17 protein-coding genes are annotated in these 17,473 nt (G+C 46.8%); 5 read left to right on the top strand and 12 right to left on the bottom strand.

The features are described from left to right. Positions 1–167 precede the first annotated feature (167 nt). Genes MKY95_RS12680 through MKY95_RS12665 form a run of 4 tightly spaced genes read right to left on the bottom strand, consistent with a single transcriptional unit; the run spans position 168 to position 5,949 of the window. Positions 168–716, bottom strand: a complete 549-nt coding sequence (locus MKY95_RS12680; RefSeq protein ID WP_017689072.1) for a WXG100 family type VII secretion target — start codon at positions 714–716, stop codon at positions 168–170. A gap of 6 nt (positions 717–722) precedes the next feature. Further along, positions 723–1,553, bottom strand: a complete 831-nt coding sequence (locus tag MKY95_RS12675; RefSeq protein WP_036609198.1) for a hypothetical protein — start codon at positions 1,551–1,553, stop codon at positions 723–725. A 16-nt stretch (positions 1,554–1,569) separates the two neighbouring features. Then, positions 1,570–5,574 (bottom strand): type VII secretion protein EssC, encoded by a 4,005-nt coding sequence (gene essC / locus MKY95_RS12670; protein ID WP_036609200.1) that lies wholly within the window; start codon positions 5,572–5,574, stop codon positions 1,570–1,572. Between the two features lie 54 nt (positions 5,575–5,628). Beyond that, positions 5,629–5,949 carry a hypothetical protein gene (locus tag MKY95_RS12665; protein WP_036609203.1) on the bottom strand — a complete coding sequence of 107 codons (321 nt, stop codon included), beginning with the start codon at positions 5,947–5,949 and terminating at the stop codon, positions 5,629–5,631. 422 nt (positions 5,950–6,371) lie between these two features. On the opposite strand from MKY95_RS12665, the gene MKY95_RS12660 reads away from it, so the two are divergent. Next, positions 6,372–6,611, top strand: coding sequence for a hypothetical protein (locus MKY95_RS12660; protein WP_074094612.1), 240 nt, complete (start codon positions 6,372–6,374; stop codon positions 6,609–6,611). Between the two features lie 122 nt (positions 6,612–6,733). Here MKY95_RS12660 and MKY95_RS12655 read toward each other — a convergent pair whose 3' ends face one another. From MKY95_RS12655 to MKY95_RS12630, 6 genes are all read right to left on the bottom strand, one after another. Beyond that, positions 6,734–6,886, bottom strand: a complete 153-nt coding sequence (locus MKY95_RS12655; RefSeq protein ID WP_164783094.1) for a hypothetical protein — start codon at positions 6,884–6,886, stop codon at positions 6,734–6,736. A 245-nt stretch (positions 6,887–7,131) separates the two neighbouring features. Then, the gene (locus MKY95_RS12650; RefSeq protein WP_076326805.1) at positions 7,132–8,607 is read right to left on the bottom strand and encodes an aldehyde dehydrogenase family protein; all 1,476 of its coding nucleotides are present in this window, start codon (positions 8,605–8,607) and stop codon (positions 7,132–7,134) included. Between the two features lie 169 nt (positions 8,608–8,776). Beyond that, entirely contained in the window at positions 8,777–9,316 is a 540-nt protein-coding gene (locus MKY95_RS12645; RefSeq protein WP_036609432.1) for a GNAT family N-acetyltransferase, read from the bottom strand. 114 nt (positions 9,317–9,430) lie between these two features. Beyond that, positions 9,431–9,769 carry a L,D-transpeptidase gene (locus MKY95_RS12640; RefSeq protein WP_036609207.1) on the bottom strand — a complete coding sequence of 113 codons (339 nt, stop codon included), beginning with the start codon at positions 9,767–9,769 and terminating at the stop codon, positions 9,431–9,433. Between the two features lie 56 nt (positions 9,770–9,825). Beyond that, positions 9,826–10,935, bottom strand: a complete 1,110-nt coding sequence (rsgA, locus tag MKY95_RS12635; RefSeq protein WP_051447125.1) for a ribosome small subunit-dependent GTPase A — start codon at positions 10,933–10,935, stop codon at positions 9,826–9,828. 448 nt (positions 10,936–11,383) lie between these two features. Beyond that, positions 11,384–11,977 (bottom strand): metalloregulator ArsR/SmtB family transcription factor, encoded by a 594-nt coding sequence (locus MKY95_RS12630; protein WP_036609208.1) that lies wholly within the window; start codon positions 11,975–11,977, stop codon positions 11,384–11,386. Positions 11,978–12,155: 178 nt separating this feature from the next. On the opposite strand from MKY95_RS12630, the gene MKY95_RS12625 reads away from it, so the two are divergent. The 3 genes from MKY95_RS12625 to MKY95_RS12615 all read left to right on the top strand — a co-directional run bounded on the left by MKY95_RS12625 (position 12,156) and on the right by MKY95_RS12615 (position 14,309). Next, positions 12,156–13,154 (top strand): YpdA family putative bacillithiol disulfide reductase, encoded by a 999-nt coding sequence (locus MKY95_RS12625; protein ID WP_036609210.1) that lies wholly within the window; start codon positions 12,156–12,158, stop codon positions 13,152–13,154. A gap of 5 nt (positions 13,155–13,159) precedes the next feature. Next, entirely contained in the window at positions 13,160–13,603 is a 444-nt protein-coding gene (locus MKY95_RS12620; protein WP_036609212.1) for a DUF441 domain-containing protein, read from the top strand. A 193-nt stretch (positions 13,604–13,796) separates the two neighbouring features. Then, positions 13,797–14,309, top strand: a complete 513-nt coding sequence (locus tag MKY95_RS12615) for a hypothetical protein (protein WP_036609214.1) — start codon at positions 13,797–13,799, stop codon at positions 14,307–14,309. 99 nt (positions 14,310–14,408) lie between these two features. On the opposite strand, the gene MKY95_RS12610 is transcribed toward MKY95_RS12615, so the two are convergent. Both MKY95_RS12610 and MKY95_RS12605 read right to left on the bottom strand, forming a co-directional pair. After that, on the bottom strand, positions 14,409–14,858 hold the full coding sequence (locus MKY95_RS12610) for an NUDIX domain-containing protein (protein WP_036609216.1): 450 nt from the start codon (positions 14,856–14,858) through the stop codon (positions 14,409–14,411). A 76-nt stretch (positions 14,859–14,934) separates the two neighbouring features. Beyond that, positions 14,935–15,231, bottom strand: coding sequence for a HesB/YadR/YfhF family protein (locus MKY95_RS12605; RefSeq protein WP_036609218.1), 297 nt, complete (start codon positions 15,229–15,231; stop codon positions 14,935–14,937). 485 nt (positions 15,232–15,716) lie between these two features. Here MKY95_RS12605 and MKY95_RS12600 point away from each other — a divergent pair, with 485 nt between their 5' ends. Beyond that, positions 15,717–17,462, top strand: coding sequence for an ABC transporter transmembrane domain-containing protein (locus tag MKY95_RS12600; protein ID WP_036609220.1), 1,746 nt, complete (start codon positions 15,717–15,719; stop codon positions 17,460–17,462). Positions 17,463–17,473: the final 11 nt, after the last annotated feature.

Raw genomic sequence — 17,473 nt, 5'->3', positions numbered from 1 at the left:
TTGTGCAATTAAATTTTTACTTGTTCAAATTGTACTATACCAGGATCGATCGGACAAAAGCCGAAGGACCTAATCCTATTTACCCCATTTTCAGCACTTGAAACTTCTCCTAACAGCCTATTTACAAAAAAATATTCACTTTCTGCTGTTACTTTTAATCACCCTGTTCAGGAAACAACAGGCTCGGTCCCTCTTCTTCCCCGAAAGGAAGGATCTGTGAATCTCCATGCTACAGGCTCAGGCTGCATAGCCTGCACCAGTGTAGCCGGGGAGCCATCAGGCGGAGCGGCATCCTGTACACGATATACGGCCGCCATTGCGGAAAGGGGATCGGATACTACAGCTACAGTTGCAGAATGTGCAGGCATGATTTCTCCTGTACGATTGTTCTGAAGAACATTCAGCATATTGACCGCATTACCATAGGCTGTGTTCACATGACTCAGCACGGAACGATACTCCATGTCTGCCTGCTGGAATAACAACGCTTTGCGTCCCAGCTGTACGCTTAAGTCCATTAATCGACGCAGCGCATCCTCGCCCAGTCGTTTACTGTGATTCCATTCATTCATCACCGCTGCGCGGGATTCAACCTCCCACTCCAGCGAATGAATCGCCTGATCCAACACTGTCATCTTTTGCTGTATTTGCTCCGCTGCATACTGAATCTGCTTGCTCAGTGCCCGAAGCACATCCGGTTCCACACGAATGCGCATTTACCATCACCTTTCCTCTTCCCCTGCAGGCTGTTTAAGCCAGTCCAGCAGCATCTCGTGAAACTGTTCTCTAGTCGTTAGTGCTGCAACAAGCCAATCATCTGAAGCCGCAGTGCTCATCCGGAACAACCAGTTGGATACCGCACTTGCAACAAATGCTGCCGACTGCGACTTCCACCCGTCTTCATTCCATACAAGCAACCTAAGCTCCCCGTCTGACTCCTTACCCACCAGACAGCGTGCCAGTGCAAGTGAGCCCTCAGGATCACTTGTCTCCTGTTCGAGTTCCGCTGCTACGGTCTGTACTCCGCTGTTTTCGAGCTCATTCATGACATCATAAAATTTTTTCTTGGAGCACATTAGGGCCGGTTTCTCCGCAGGAGAATGGCCGCTCCATTTCATCCGCTCTATCAGAACATCGATGGCTTCACGAACACTTCCCAGATCGCTGAGCCGGAACGAGTCCGGTACGTCGTCAACACGGGAAACTTCAACGACCCGCTCATCCGTGCAATGGATATAACTCTCATACGACTTGCCGTTGATCGTGTAGCGAATCCAACAAGCTCTGTCGGACAATCCGGCAATGGCTACCCTGGAGAAAACGGTCGGTGTCATGATCAGCTCATCGGTATCCTGATCCCGAATCAGATATCCTTTGTCAAGCAGGGAGGTTTTGACACGCTCCCACTCCATCGCGATATCCTCCGCCATATAGCCGCGAAACGGATCTTCCACACCAAGCAGTCGGTCTGAACCGAGAATACCAGCCAGGAAAAAAAGTTCCTTTGTTTGCAACGTGACTACCTTTTGCTTAGAATCATGAACCGTCAACATTATGAGCCACCTCCCCTCAAACTACAACATGCCATCGGTCACGAATTTCAGAAATCCAATCGGTCATTTTCCAGCTGTCATCACATGGAACTGCACCTTTAACCCTGGAATATTTACGTTTTACATAATAACCTTGACCCGGAGGCAGTACCTTCAGCCCACCTGAACTACCTCCAGATTCGGAATAAGGTATACGGAAGAACGAGAGATCGTTAGGGTCTAAAGTCCCGAACAGCATTCCACTCTGGGAAGCCTTCACATCCGTTACCCAGTCAGAACCAAAGGTTGGGAAGTCTGCCGGAACTCCGGATAGAATCACGTGTACACCGCGATCCCTTCCTTGACGAACAATCGCTCCCAATTGATCTTTCACATTAAAATCGTTTAGCTGCTTGGACAAGGTGTCCGCATCGTCGATGACGAGCACAAGTTCCGGTCCACCGGAAATCTCGCCTCTTTTCAGAACTTCATCGTACAACTGTTGAATGACAGGTGCAAGCTGTTCTTCTCGCGATACATGTCCACGGACATGGGGCAAACTGCTGATTTCCCCCAGCCCACCTGAGCCATAACGCATATCTACTGTGTATATTTGCACATCTTCCGGAGAAGCATGATAAGCCAGTGATAACATCCATGTCAATAAAAATGTCGTTTTGCCGCCTTCCATCGGACTCGTTACCATGAAATGCGGACCTTCACGCAGATTAAGCTCGAATGGTTCCAGATCATCCGTAAGCAATCCCACAGGGACAGTTACAGACGATGTATCCCAAGCCTGACCATATGATCCTGTCCGAATGAGCAGATCCTTCAGTTTGATCTCTTCCGGAAGTGGAGCAATCTGCGGCGCTTCTTCCCCTGTCCAGCCTTGGCGAATCTCAGCAATCGTACGGCGCAGTGCCGATGAACGCTTGCCCTCATCTGCCCCTGAAGAAGGTAATGCCGCCTGGAACATTAATGGAGGCACTTGCCCTTTGACCAGGCCTCTTCCTGGCGGAAGTTGGCTTGGTGCCTTGGAAGGTCTTCCCACGGCATAATAATAATCGCTTGGATCGGATAACTCAAATGAAACCGCATTGGGAATATTGCTTCTGAATTTTTCAAATACATCGGTTACCCGATTCGCAGTAAGCACAAAAGTGATACCCAAACTTCCGCCTTCACGCAGGATCGTCTCCAGAAGTTCATTTTCTTCCGGATAGGCATTGCGGAATGAAAGATAACCATCAATAACGACCACAACCTGCGGGACAGCCGCATGAGCTGTCCGGCGGTAGGCCGAAATCGTTTTAACCCCCGCCTCCGAGATGATATCTTTGCGTTGTGCTGACAGCTTGAGAATATAGCGGAATAACCGCTTGATCCGGTCTTCCTCTTCAGCCATCATCACGCCACCGATCTGAGGTAGTGTTGCAAAGTCCTTCATCATGCGACCCATATCGATAATGTAACCATGCCAGGGCTCAGTTCTGTGGGAACGGGCCAGAGACATAAGCAAGGTCTGAACAAATGTTGTTTTGCCCAGTCCTGGCATACCGTACACGACCAGATGGCCTTGATCCACAGGCAATGCGAGCGGTTGTTGGCGCTGATTAGGGAGATCATCCAGCAAACCAACCAGTGGTTTCAGACCACTCGCTCCGCCATCAAGCAGCAGATCCCGATTCTCTTCTTCCTGCCATTCCTGAAGACCTTCCCATTCCAGTGTCTCTGGTAAAGGTGGCAACCATGGTCCTGGCAAACGACGGATACCCGCATCCGCTGCAGACTGCGCAACATAATCAATAAATACCTGAAGCTGTTTCGGAACATCTTCACCTTTGAGAACGGCTCTGCGCTCTCCAGTTAACAGAGGCTCCCGCTTACCGTTCAGGCGCACTTCCATAACAGGCAATACCGTTGTTGAATCCTCCTGCTGGTTATACGGTGCACCACTCCAAGCGAATTGCATTTCTTCAAACACTTCATCACTACCAACCTGGAAATATCCACGACCAGGCTTTGTAATCCAGGCAGCATTTGGAATCTTGATCATATCCCTGCTATCTCCCTCACTCTGTACGCGAAGGCAGATCCGGAAGCGCGAATTACTCCATATTTTATCGTCCACAACACCGGCTGGCTTTTGGGTTGCCAGAATTAGATGAACCCCAAGTGTCCGGCCAATGGCCGCGATACTGATCAATTCATCCATGAACTCCGGCTGGTCCCGCTTCAATTGAGCAAACTCGTCAATGATAATAACCAGATGTGGAAGTGGCTGTTCATGTCTGGAACGCAGAATCTTGTAATATTCATCAATATGCTGGAGGTTTCCCGCATCATTTAATATTTTTTGCCTTCTGACCAGTTCGGCACGAAGTGAAATATTCGCCCGCTCGATCAAATTCCCATCCAGATTGGTGATTGTCCCTACCACATGAGGCAGATCAACAAATGTATTGGACATCCCGCCACCTTTATAGTCAATCAGCATGAAGGCCAGATCATGTGGATGGAATTCTGCAGCGAGTGAAGCTACGATGGACTGGATAACTTCACTTTTACCTGAACCAGTTGTACCTGCAATCAGACCATGGGGACCATGACCCTGACGTTCAATTTTGTCATGCAGGTTTATCGCAATTTTTTTGCCACCAGCGCGTACACCCATTGGTACAGGCAGCGTATCAGGATATCTCGTCTGTCCCCACCTGGACACCACATCCAGATCTTCCACGCGTGATGTACTCAGCATATCGAATAACGGAAGCACTTGCGGGATATCTGAAGCAGATGACCGCTTCAACCGGATCGGTGACATATAACGGGAAAGCGCCTCTGCCATCTCCTTCGAGATCACATCAGGCTTGTACGTTTGTTGAATAACATCCGCATCTTCCGTTTTTTTGATATACACCCCTTTGCCTTTGGAGGCATCCATGATCAACTGACAATGCATCGGTAGAGACTCCTTGCGATTAGCCAGTATGATGGTGCATACATCAATCTCGTGAGCCGACTCCAGCAGCAGCGGAAGCAACGGTTCTTCTTCAATTAATTGCGTATCGGAGAGAATTACAACGTAGCACGGCGTTTGTACGCTTTTCTTGTAGCGGTCTTCCTTATTGTTACGACGCCGATTCAACACGGAAAACAAGCTGTCCGCCAATTGATGCGCACCGCTGTGCCTGTCGGCCATATAGCGTTGTCCTTGGTCTTCATCCCAGATATGGGGCATCCAGCGAAGCCAGTCCCATTCCTTGCTGTCCTTTTCTTCATAGAAAGCAGCAAGCTTCAGTTCATCCGGGGAATGGCGTACCGTCAGTTGTGAGATGATGACTCGCAGGGAAGCAAGCACTTCCTCCCGATCACCGACAAGTCCCATAACCTTCGATTGGAACAAAGGCAATGTAATGGAAGCATCTGGTACCGTCTGGAATTCAGCCGCAAGTTCATGGGCCGCTTCAATCAGCTCATCCTTCTCGTAACCATCAATCCGCGGAACCTGAAGTTTGATTCGGAATGGAATCTCTCCCGTACCAATGCGCACCTGAAGGAAATCATCATCCTCTGGTGAACGCTCCCACAAGGAACTGTTCCGGTTCTTCACCACTTGAAGACACACACCCGGATCACCATGAATTTCGTACAGGCTCTTCACTTGCTCCGCCTGAGCTTCTTTCAGTTCTTCCCGGTGTTTGTCCAATTGGGCAAGATACATTATTTTTCGTTCTTCCAATTTTTTGCGATATGATTTCTTGTTGCTCAGATACACGAAGAATGGAATGGTGTAAGAAGTAAGCATCATCATGACCGTCATCATCTGAAACATCATATAATTGCTATTGCCCATTTTGCCGGTCATATTGATATATACGTAGAAACCAATGCTAACCATGGTCATCATGATCGGCACAATAATGGATATCATGGAAAACGTGGGTTTGCTCGGTTCTGTTGGAGGCCTGAGTATTTCGAGTCTCTCTTCCTTGAGAACCGGTGTCATTCTTGGAGAACGCTGATATAACACATTCACGAAGAGAAGACCTCCTTTAGTTCGTTCAATAATGAATGTATACGTTCAAAAGCCCTATTCGTTGCTGTCCTGCTGAAACAATGAACGTCTTCCATATACAGGCGCTTCTTCCGAAGTCGTTGAAAAAGCCCGCTGTACACGTACGCAACTGCCCTGTCGCAGCCCTGTTTCCATTAACTGCTGTGCGTTCTGCGGAGAGAACCACAGACCTTCCGGAAACTTGGCTTCAAGGATGTACTGAATGCCGTCTCCCGGTGCCTGTCCAAAAATGCGAACGCCGAGTAATGTCTTCAAATGTTCGATGGTACATTCGTCCGGAACATCGATGTCGAACCATTCTCCTTCCTCGCGGCCGGAATGCACGGTTAGAATCATCCGAATCCCTCCCATGGTCTCATATGTAAATTGTCCTAATGTCAGATTAAATCAAAAAAAAGAGAATGAATCGTTATATCAACCCTATTTTCTTACATAAACACCCTGTTTGCAATGTACCACCTGTAATTTTGTTACATATGACCCACGTATATATTAAAATATCGTACATTCGACTCAGAACTTTCGTGGCAGTTATGCAATTAAATATTGCGAGGATACGAAAACTCTCGTTTTTTGTTCCATTTAAATGGTAATTAAGTTACGTTTTTCAGGACTTTTATTCCTTCGCTCACAATTGAATTGTGAACACTTTTCAAACATTACCCACCTTTATGTTTTCATAAGCTGATTTTAAGGTAATTTTAAGCATTGGAATTTAATATTAGCTGTATGAAATAACAACCGTGAGGTGATTTCAAGTGAGAACCCTAATAACCTTTCAAAACAAATCAATCCCTGTATATTTTAATCAAGAAAACAAACAACCTATGCAGAAGACATTAAGATTGCTTAGCAGTGCTCTTGAGCATAAAATTAGCAACGGTAAACGCGCCATTCAAAAATGTCTGCATTCTTTAATTAGTATTGAGATTGTTAATGGAGAAGCCATTCTCCACAGTCGAAGTGAAAACGACTCCCTTGCTTTATCGTTATATTAAAAGGAGTCAACCAAGACACATTCATTACAAGACATGAAAAAGGAAGCTGTCGTCATAGACAAGCTTCCTTTTTTGAGTTGTATACACGTTAACAGCGGATCGCAATTATTATCAGCCATCGCTCAGTGCAGTTTGCTCAGGACATAGGCGGCATCATGTTCTTCCGCAATCTCGGCTTTACGAATACGAATGACAAACAGCCGAACCAAATTGGCACGTGTATGTTCTTCCTGACAGGTATTCAGTTTCCTCAGAATAAAGCGGTCAATGGACATGAATTTAAAGCCCCTTTGCCATTGGATTTACGGATCGATTCTTCCGTGTATCCATAAATAACCAGATAGCGTCAGCCCCAAACAGCTTTTCCACTCTTATATTAAGCCGTATTTTGCCAAGGTGTAATATTGTGCAAAAAGCCCGTCCCACCAAGCTGGAGACGGACTTTCGCATGATTTGTCGATCTTTTTGTAACCCGCTCTAATCATTCATAAATGCCCCTGCTAATTTACTCTTTTTCGACTTATTTCACTCCCGGATATTCCCGATATTGGTGCTGAATGCTGATCCAACGCGTACGTGTAAACTTCTCAATGGCCCAATCCCCACCGAAACGTCCAATCCCTGAAGCTTTTTCACCGCCAAACATCACATGCGCTTCATCGTTCACAGACTGATCATTTACATGCACCATACCCGATTCAATGCGCTGGGCAACCTGATATCCCCGATTCAGATCTTGGGTGAATACGGAACCACTAAGTCCATAAGGAGTATCATTCGCCAAACGTACAGCTTCCTGCTCATCATGAGCCTTCATGATCACTGCCACCGGGCCAAACAATTCCTGCTGCACGATATCCTGTTCAGGTTTAACATCGGCAAGTACAGTAGGAGACAGCACACTGCCTTTACTGGTCCCTCCTAGCAATAACCGGGCTCCTTCAGCTTTGGCTTTGTTCACAAGCTCCTGTAATCGTTCTACCTCTTTTTCCCGAATGAGAGGACCCACGAGTGTGTTAACATCCGCCGGATCACCTGCCTGAACATTCTTCGTTTTGGCAACAAATGTTTCGACGAATTGGTCGTAAATATCGGCATGCACAATGATACGATTCAGAGCCATGCAGATCTGTCCCTGATGCAGAAACTTACCAAAGACCGCCGCTTCGGCAGCACGTTCAATGTCCGCATCTTCAAGCACAACCATCGCGTTGTTGCCGCCAAGTTCCAGTGCCGTTTCTTTTAAATGTTCACCCGCCAGTTTACCGATCCCTTGTCCAACTTCTGTGGAACCCGTGAATGAAATTACTTTGGGAACCGGATGAGCGACAAAGTAATCCCCGATCTCGCTACCACTTCCCGCAACGACATTCAGCACGCCCTCAGGCAGACCGGCTTGTTCAAACAAATCAGCAATAAGCCAACCTGCCGTAATCGGAGTATCCGATGCTGGTTTAATCACTACACCATTACCAACAGCAATCGCTGGAGCTACAGATCGCAGGCATAGATGCAAAGGGAAGTTCCATGGCCCGATAACACCAATCACTCCCTTCGGCTCACGAACCACACGGTTCTCTTTGCCAGGGGTATTGGACGGGATAATCTCACCCTTCATGCGATAAGGAAAAGATGCTGCTTCGTCCACAATGCGTTTAGCCGCTGCAAACTCCGCCTCCGATTTGATTCGGGTACTCCCGGATTCCGTGATCAACAGTTGAATGATCTCCTCTTTGCGCTCCGCCATCAGGGATGAAACTTTACGCAATACCTCTTCTTTCGCAGCAGGCAATGATTTCGCCCATTCAACCGAATTTTTCTGAGCTGACTCATAAGCCTTATCTATGTCTTTCTTATTGGAAGAGCGCCATGTGGCAATAACTTCTCCCGAATAAGGATTGATATTCTCCATTGTTTTCTCACCGGAGCCATCTACCCAGCTGCCATTAATATATTGTTTCGTCCATGTTGTATGTTCAGTGTCCATTAAAGTCATGTGAATACGCCTCCTGATCAAGATTAAATGTCACACCTGCACAACGGTGTAATACATCATTAACCTTGTTCAGAATTACGCAAACGTGAAGACCTGAATTAGCTCTTCCATTCTTTAAGCTTAAGGAAACAATACAACCCACACTATTCTCTCGCCATCTGGACGTCTTTCAACAGTCGGGCAGGCTCTTCTCTCCAAAGAGGCTCAAGTCTTCCCATCCGTAGCCAACTTCGATCAGATCTTGACCACCAAAGCGGAGGGACTGTGTCTGGACTGGAGTGCCTCCCATCTTTTCATAGAAGCCACAAGCTGAATTACGCTCCAAAGCCCATATGATCAAACGTTTCATATTGTGGGTCTGTAGATGATGAACGACATGTGTCGCCAGTTGCTGACCTATCCCCTTTTGTTGTACTTCCTTCAGCAAATATATAGCATACAACTCTCCATCATAAGGTAATTTTCCTTCACGCTCCTTACCCCCACAAGCAAATCCGACAATGTTCCCATCATCCTGTTCAGCTACCACCAAGATCTGATCCTTTTCGCCAGAACGAATGGTCTTCTCCCACTGGGGCAATCTTGATTCTATAGTCAAATGATCCAAAAAATCGTCAGGCACAATTCCCCGATATGTTGTTTTCCAACTCTCAGTATGTACATAAGCTATCCCCTGCGCATCCCCTTCACGCGCCCGCCTGATCAGCATAGCTATCACTCGCTTTCTCTCGTAACTGCCGCAACTTTACCATATTATATATTCTTCTTTCTTTAATTCCAAATTCATCCACTAAATTACCTCTTATAAAAGTAAAATCCGGCCCTACGGCCGGATCGTTACCCTAGTGCCTACAGATACCTTGGAAGACAAATCCAGTACATCCGAGTTGTACATGCGTATACAACCATGGGAGACGGATTTGCCAATAGACCAAGGCTCATTGGTTCCGTGTATCCCATAATGGGGAGCAGACAGTCCCATCCAGAATACGCCAAATGGCCCACCTGGATTCGATTGTTTGTTAATAATAGTGAACTCCCCGTTTGGAGTCTGCGTGAGCATCTTGCCGGTGCCTACGGGATAGCCCTTAATCACCTGATTGCCGTCCAGAAGATATAACATGTGGTCAGAAAGATCTACAATAATCCTGTAATCTGGCATAATGACATCCCTCCTGACCTATCTTATGCAAGATACCGGATGATGCCCGCCTGATTTCAGGCTTCCTCCCACTCTTTCACACTACGGGAGTGCTTGGGTTTGCGACTATTGGCCGGTTTGCTGGAAGCAGTACGCCTTCTGGATGCCACTTCTTCCTTGCGTTGCTGATATTGCAATTCCTTCTGCATTTTCAGATAATTATTCAGTCTTTTTTCATCCAATGAACCATCCTGTATGGCCTCTTTCACTGCACATCCAGCTTCCCGCGTATGACTGCAATCCAGAAATCTGCACGTGGCCGCAAGTTCTTCAATTTCTCCAAACGCATGTGACAGCCCATCATTGCCCTCATCCCAGAGATTAAGCTCGCGCATTCCTGGAGTATCGATCAATACGGCTCCCTGTGGAAGTACAAACATCTCCCGGTGTGTTGTCGTATGTCTCCCACGGCTGTCTCCCTCGCGAACGGATTGCGTAAGCTGCACATCCTCACCCATCATCCAGTTCACCAGCGTAGACTTGCCACTGCCAGAAGATCCTGTGAGCGCAACAGTCAGCCCTGGCTGCAAATATCGTTCCAGTAAGGATTTACCTTGACCCTCCACTGCAGATATCGCAAGCACTTCAACGCCTGGAGCAATCCCTTCTACACTTCGGATCTGTTCTTCCACATTGTTGCACAGATCACTTTTGCTCAGAACAATGACTGGCCTTACGCCACCATTCCAAGCCATCAGCACGTATCTTTCGAGCCTTCTAAGGTTGAAATCATGATTAAGTGCTGCCACGATTAACAGTGTATCTACGTTTGCGGCGATTAATTGTTCCTTGGTCACCGGACCTGCCGCCTGCCTTGATACCCTGCTCCGACGTGGCACCAGATTGTGAATAATTGCTTCTTCACCCGACTGACCTGTAATGGCCACCCAATCTCCAACCGCCGGTGCCAAGCTGGTCTCCAGACTATCATGACGCATTCGGCCCGAAATCCTTCCCCAGCATTCGCCCTCTTCTGTAATCAAACGTAGCAGATGTCCATGGTCTGCGATAATTCTGGCTGGCTTTTTCTCCTGCTCTTCCATCCCTGTCTCTTGCCACAGTTCCTGCCACTTTGCTGACCAGCCGTACTTCTCAATATGGTTATCTAAAATAAAAATTCCTCCCAAAATAAGTTGTTTACTTCGTTCAAGCCGAGTGAACAATCATCTCCGGTTCAGATCAAAACAAAAAACCACGAGTAGAAATACACCCGTGGCAATAGGTAGTTAGCCGAATCAAAGATCACCCCTTCTTGTAGATCTACCGGATAGAATACTTAACCCTCCGATATAAACCATTCAGGAACACCCTTTTATCGGCAAACAAAAAAGCCACGGGTGCGTCACCCGTGGCTTCATCTGAGCATGCGATACTTCACGTTACAATGGATACTGCTATCCATCTAACGCAAAATTACATGCTTTGATCCGTTCCGGAGACGCTGTTCATATTCAAATTAACGTATACTGCATTTAAATTTGTCATAAACAATCGCCTCCCTTGTAGAATTATCCATTATGTTACACACTGAGCTTAACAGTTGTCAAGCCCAAACTTTTTTCACCACCAGCTACTCTATTTAACCTGATCCCAGCGTGTCCACATTTCCTTCGGATTCAATTCATAGATATCCTCTTCCCGATACATGAACTGATGCATGATAAATTCCCGCCGAATCGTGGCAAAGTCTTCATGGTATTGCTTTATAAATGTATTGATTTCTTTTTCCGTATACTTCCGACCAAATTCAAGCTGCTCGACCAGATGACCAAGTACAATCAGTTTTTTCTTGTATTGAGCCGGAATCTGACGCAGTCGTCCATCTTTGGAGAAAAAATTTCTCATGACCGACGCTTTCAATGTTTCGTTCACATCACTCATATCCGTAACCTCCTCTCGATTAAAGATAAAATCAATCGAAGCCTGTGCATTCTCACGGATAAACGAAGGATTGAGTGTGAAATACACTGTATTTTTCTCCCGTCGTTCCTTAATCAGCGCCGCCTCTCTCAGCTTGGATGCATGATGTGTCACGGTTGGCTGTGACAGATTCAGCCGCTCGGCAAGTGCCTGTCCGTGCAGTTCACCCTGTGCCAATAACAGCAGCATTCGAAGCCGGGTCGGGTCAGCCAACGCTTTATGATAAGCCACAATTTTCTCCAGCTGCATCATCGTTCATCTCGCTTTCAATTAGATATATATCTAATTTGATATTAGTCTTTTCTCCTCTACACGTCAACTCCTTTGCTTTCAAGTAAGCTTGTCTAATTAAACTCCACGCTTGAACTGGCATTGGCTCGTTATTTACGGTAGGATTATATTGCTTGAAATAAGGAGGATTAAGAACATGGAAGATGTCATTATTATCGGCGGAGGCCCATGCGGTCTGTCTGCTGCCATTGAATGTGAGCGGCTGGGACTGTCCGCTGTGATCGTTGAGAAATACAATATCGTTCAATCTATTTATCTGTATCCAACCCATATGCAGTTTTTCAGCACAGCCCCGCTGCTTGAGATCGGAAACGTTCCGTTCAGCACACCTAATGATAAACCGTTTCGTTATGAAGCACTTGCCTATTATCGCAGGGTAGCCGAACATTTTGGTCTGCGTGTTCATAACTATGAGGAAGCCCGTGAAATTAAACGCAAGGATGATGGTACGTTTGAGGTACATACGCTCAATCGCCGCGGGGAGGCCATCGTACATGTTGGACGCAATGTAGTTGTAGCTACCGGTTATTTTGACCATCCTAACTATCTCGGCATCCCTGGAGAAGATAAAGATAAGGTAACCCACTACTTCCGGGAAGCCCACCCGTATACCCGTACACGTGTCGCCATTATTGGCGGAAGCAACTCAGCCGTGGATGCGGCCATGGAACTGGTTCGGGTCGGAGCACATATTGATATGGTTTATCGCGGCAGTGGTCTGTCCCAGCATATTAAACCATGGGTACGTCCGCTATTCGAGAGCATGGTGACAAAAGGTCATATCACACTCCACCTGGAATCACGCGTGAATGAAATACTGGATGATTCGATTCGCCTGATACACGCGGATGGTTCCACTCGGGAACTGGATAATGACTTCGTACTAGCAATGACCGGTTTCCGGCCAGATCGTCAACTACTCACGTCGGTAGGTGTGGAGATGTCTGATGATATGGATAAACCTCTATATGATGCACAAACGATGGAAAGCAGCGTACCTGGTGTATATGTAGGCGGAGTCATCGCTTCGGGTCGTAATGCCAATGAAGTCTTTATTGAATCCGGGCGCTGGCATGGACGTTACATTGCGGAACATATCGTTAGCAAACAACGTGGACAGACTGAAGGGAAATGAAAACAATGGATATGACTTCCCTGCTGTTGCTCGTATTTGCGGCTCTCGGGATTATCAGCAGCAACACACCTGTGACCGTAGCGATGGTATTTCTGTTGTTGCTACGAGTCCTGAACCTGAATCAGGCATTTCCATGGCTTGAAAAATACGGACTTACACTGGGCATTATCATTCTGACCATTGGCGTGATGGCACCTCTTGCCAGTGGCAAGATGAGTCTGCAGACGATCGGTGAGTCTTTCCTGCACTGGAAGTCACTGCTCGCTATTGGCGTAGGATTACTGGTGGCATATCTCGGAGGACGTGGCGCTACGTTGATGGGTACACAGCCAACTGTCGTTGCAGGGCTGTTAATCGGAACGGTACTTGGGGTTGCCCTATTCAAGGGTGTACCTGTGGGTCCATTGATTGCGGCGGGAATTTTATCATTGCTGCTGGGCAAATCCTGAATCAAATTGTGAAGCTTGTGACCTTACATGCTATGCAGATTGGCTGTATTTCCCACCGTTGTGTGATATACTTCTATTCATGCAAATCATGTACACGAGTCTACAGCAGTATAATGCATATTGTGGTTATGCTGTTGCATGAAAATATAGATTCACTTTGCAACTATTAATGGCGCAGGAGGATTAAGGAACCATGTCACGTCAGTTTATTACAGAAGCCGTGATGGTGGCCATTTACGGTCAATTGCTAGCGCCGCCCGCGCCTGTTGAATATATTGTTCCTTATACCACCATCCTTGAGCTATATGAATTCCAGACCAGTCCTGATCCCATGATGGATAACCCGGCAGATGATCAGCATGTGAAATCCAAAATCAATGAAATGATTTCTTATTTCGAGGAACCGCTGAATAAGAAAAAAATAGAGCGTGCGTTACTTGTTCCATGGGCCAAAAGCCCCTCCATTTTATTTGGTGACCAAGTATCCATTGCCATTATCAATGCAATAGATACGGCACAGTACGGGGAGTATTTCGATCCCATTGAGACCGAACTGCTGCTGACATCTCAGCGCCTGAGTATCCCGATTCTCACCGATCAGGTTGAACTGATTGCACGCATAATTGAGTCTGAATCACCTGTACAGGTATTTGATATTGATGATTTTGATTTTGCGATGGATGATGAACCATTGGATCAGGTGTAATTCATGCTCTGAGCACCAGAATCGGATTTTTAAAAAAATGACCTTGGCATCCACTTTATCGTGCATGCCAAGGTCATTTTTTTGCGGTCAACACTTATTTTATTCTGCAATATCCCGCGCTAACAGGATTCGGCTAATCTGATTAAGAGGTGGTAACGACTCCAGCGCAAAAAACTTCAGACCTGCATCACTATTTACACGCGACTCCACAAGGTCATCCTGAATGATCACTGTCCGAAACAGGGCAATGACATAATACTCTTCATCTCCGCTTGAATGCAGATACCGAAGGTCAGGCCCCGAATAGAGACCTTCCAGTGTCATGGTATCAGCAGTCCAACCTGTCTCTTCCCATAACTCCCGATGTGCAGCATCTTCAATAGCCTCACCCGGGCGCATCTCACCTGCTGGCAACCGCCAGTGACCATGTTCAGCATGCTGAATCAGCAGTAATTCACCTTGTTCGTTCTCAGCCCGCACCGCCGCTTTTACAACAATATGAGAGCGTTTTGCGATATACTGGGCCAAATCTCGTGGTGGCAGATTCACTGCTTATCCCCTCCTCCTACTCGGAAGCCGGTGGCGACCTGTAATCCACCTATTGCTTAACAGAATACTTCAAGCATTAGACTTCCGTGTAACGATATTCGATATCCTGACCTTCATCAACGATGTCCACATGCAGTTGGTGCCCTTTCAGATACCAATAATCGTGATCTTCCATAAAGAATTGAATCCCCGAAACTTCGGTTTGATCCGCAGGATGTCTTGGTTTCTCTACAGCAATACCTAGCGAAAATCCAGGGTGAAGACCTCCGCCAGAGCTATAACGTGCAAAAAATCGAATGCTGTCTCCCTCGTTCAAATTCAGCTCTTCCTTGTACCAGCGAGCAGCTTGATCGGATACATGTATGGTACTCATTTGGTGTCAGCTCCTTCTGTATATATATGTTCCATCATATCTCGACAGGGACTTGAATACAAACCCGAGTGACCACATAAAGACAAAATAAGTTGTGAAAAATGTTTGACAGATTGTAAAAGCCGGTGTTAAGATGCAAACATACGAGGTCTACATTGTATTTATTTCCAAAAAAAGAAAGGGTGATTACGGTGTTTAACAAACATATGATAGGTCAATTCAGCACACAACTAAATACCGGAGCACACCCGAAATCATTATTCCGTTCATAAGTCGGCATGACAGGCGATCTTTCATTAGAACCTCTGTGATGTATACTCACAATCGAACTTATATATGGTGACGGCTCTGTTCTCTGAGCCATGCTGCCGTATGATTATATGAAGACATACCGCCTGCGTGCGGTATGTCTTTTTTTATGGGTACATTTCGGCATTCATGAACGGAATTTGCATCTCTCGGACATCGAAAGGAAGGGATAACACTTGTTCTCTGTACTTAAAAACCTGGCCTGGTTCTTCCGGCTGGAACGCAAACGATACCTAACCGGTGTCATCTTGCTTATTCTGGTGGGCATTGCCGAACTGCTGCCTCCTCGTCTTCTTGGTAATGCCATCGACGAGATTGTGCGCGGTTCCATTACCGGCACCTCACTTACGCGTTATATTTTGCTTATTCTAGGAACGGTCATCATTATCTATCTGGTTACATACGTTTGGATGCACAAACTGTTTGGTGGTGCCAACCTAGTGGAGCGGCTGCTTCGTTCACGCTTTATGGACCACTTGTTACGGATGACTCCTCCCTTTTTTGAGAAAAACAGAACAGGAGATCTGATGGCTCGGGCCACCAATGATCTTCGTTCCATTGCCACTACAGCAGGCTTCGGCATGCTGACCTTAACAGACTCTACAGCCTTTCTGGCCACCGTATTGTTCGCCATGGGTTTCCTGGTTAGTTGGAAACTGACCTTGGCGGCAATCCTGCCATTACCTTTTATCGCCATTGCCATGATGATCTATGGTAAAGCTGTACATCAACGTTACACCCTGGCACAGGATGCATTCGGAGATATGAACGACCAGGTGCTGGAATCCATCGCCGGGATTCGTGTCGTGCGTGCTTATGTGCAGGAACGTCTGGACGAGAAACGGTTCGCCGACGTGACCGAAGATGTGTATCGCAAAAACCTGGCTGTTGCCAGAATGGATGCCCTATTTGAACCCACCATCCGCCTCTTCGTTGGACTCAGTTATGTGATTGCACTTGCCTACGGCATTTATCTTGTATTTCATAATGAAATTACCCTGGGGGATCTCGTATCGTTTAACATGTACCTGGGGATGATGATCTGGCCCATGTTTGCCATCGGCGAATTAATTAACCTGATGCAACGTGGTAGCGCTTCGCTTGATCGGGTCAACGAGACTTTATCGGTAGAACCTGCCGTACAAGATGTGGAGCAACCTGCTCACGTTACGAATCCGGAAGAAATTGCGATGCAGGATGTTACATTCCGTTACCCAAGTTCCACTGTCGACAATCTCAGTCACATCAGCTTTTCGCTACGACGGGGTCAAACATTAGGTGTTGTGGGTCGTACGGGTAGCGGTAAGTCTACTTTGCTCAAACAACTGCTTCATGAATACCCTGCCGGTTCGGGCACATTAAGCATCTCGGGTCATCCAATTCAGGATATCGCCAAAGATGACTTGCACAGCTGGATTGGGTACGTACCACAGGAACAAGTTCTGTTCTCCAAATCAGTTCGTCAAAACATTCAATTCGGTCAACCTGGGGCCAGTGATGAAGTCATCATGGAAGCCATTCGTACCGCCGCTTTTGACGGGGATCTGGGGACCTTATCCGATGGACTGGATACACTCGTTGGTGAAAAAGGAATCTCTCTGTCCGGTGGACAGAAACAGCGGGTATCGCTGGCGCGTGCCTTTATTGCTAATCCTGATATCCTGATCCTTGATGATGCCTTATCTGCTGTCGATGCACGTACTGAAGCCAAAATCATTGAAAATATACGCAACAAACGCTCGGGCAAAACCACGCTGATCTCGACTCATCGCCTGTCTGCTATTGAACACGCTGACCGAATCATCGTACTGGAGCACGGGAAAATTACGGAAGAAGGCACTCACCAGGAATTGTTAGCCATGAACGGCTGGTACCGTGAACAGTATGAACGGCAACAGGTCGAGTCCAATCTGTCCACGTAGGAGGTCAATTC

It is taken from the genome of Paenibacillus sp. FSL P4-0176 (assembly GCF_037975265.1).
Lineage (GTDB): Bacteria > Bacillota > Bacilli > Paenibacillales > Paenibacillaceae > Paenibacillus > Paenibacillus amylolyticus.
Note: the sequence above shows the minus strand (reverse complement) of the source record. Positions and strands in the feature narration are given on the sequence as shown.